This is a genomic window from Vibrio sp. 10N.222.55.B11 (assembly GCF_041473705.1).
GTDB classification, from domain to species: Bacteria; Pseudomonadota; Gammaproteobacteria; order Enterobacterales; family Vibrionaceae; genus Vibrio; species Vibrio crassostreae_C.
In genome coordinates, this window is the sequence record NZ_JBFRST010000080.1 from 1 (window position 1) to 216 (window position 216).

1 rRNA gene is annotated in these 216 nt (G+C 43.5%); it reads right to left on the reverse strand.

The features are described 5' to 3' along the window. Positions 1-124: ribosomal RNA gene (locus tag AB4503_RS23580) — 16S ribosomal RNA — on the reverse strand; the annotation flags it as partial. Positions 125-216 lie beyond the last annotated feature (92 nt).

A 216-nucleotide genomic window follows, 5' to 3' on the forward strand; every position in this document is an offset into this window, starting at 1 on the left:
CCCGTCCGCCGCTCGACGCCCATTAACGTTCCCCGAAGGTTCAGACAACTCGTTTCCGCTCGACTTGCATGTGTTAGGCCTGCCGCCAGCGTTCAATCTGAGCCATGATCAAACTCTTCAATTTAAAGTTTTGATTACCTAAATTAATAGGTGTGACTCAACGAATACTGACTTCAAAACTAATATTTACCGAAGTAAACATGTAATTCTAAAGCT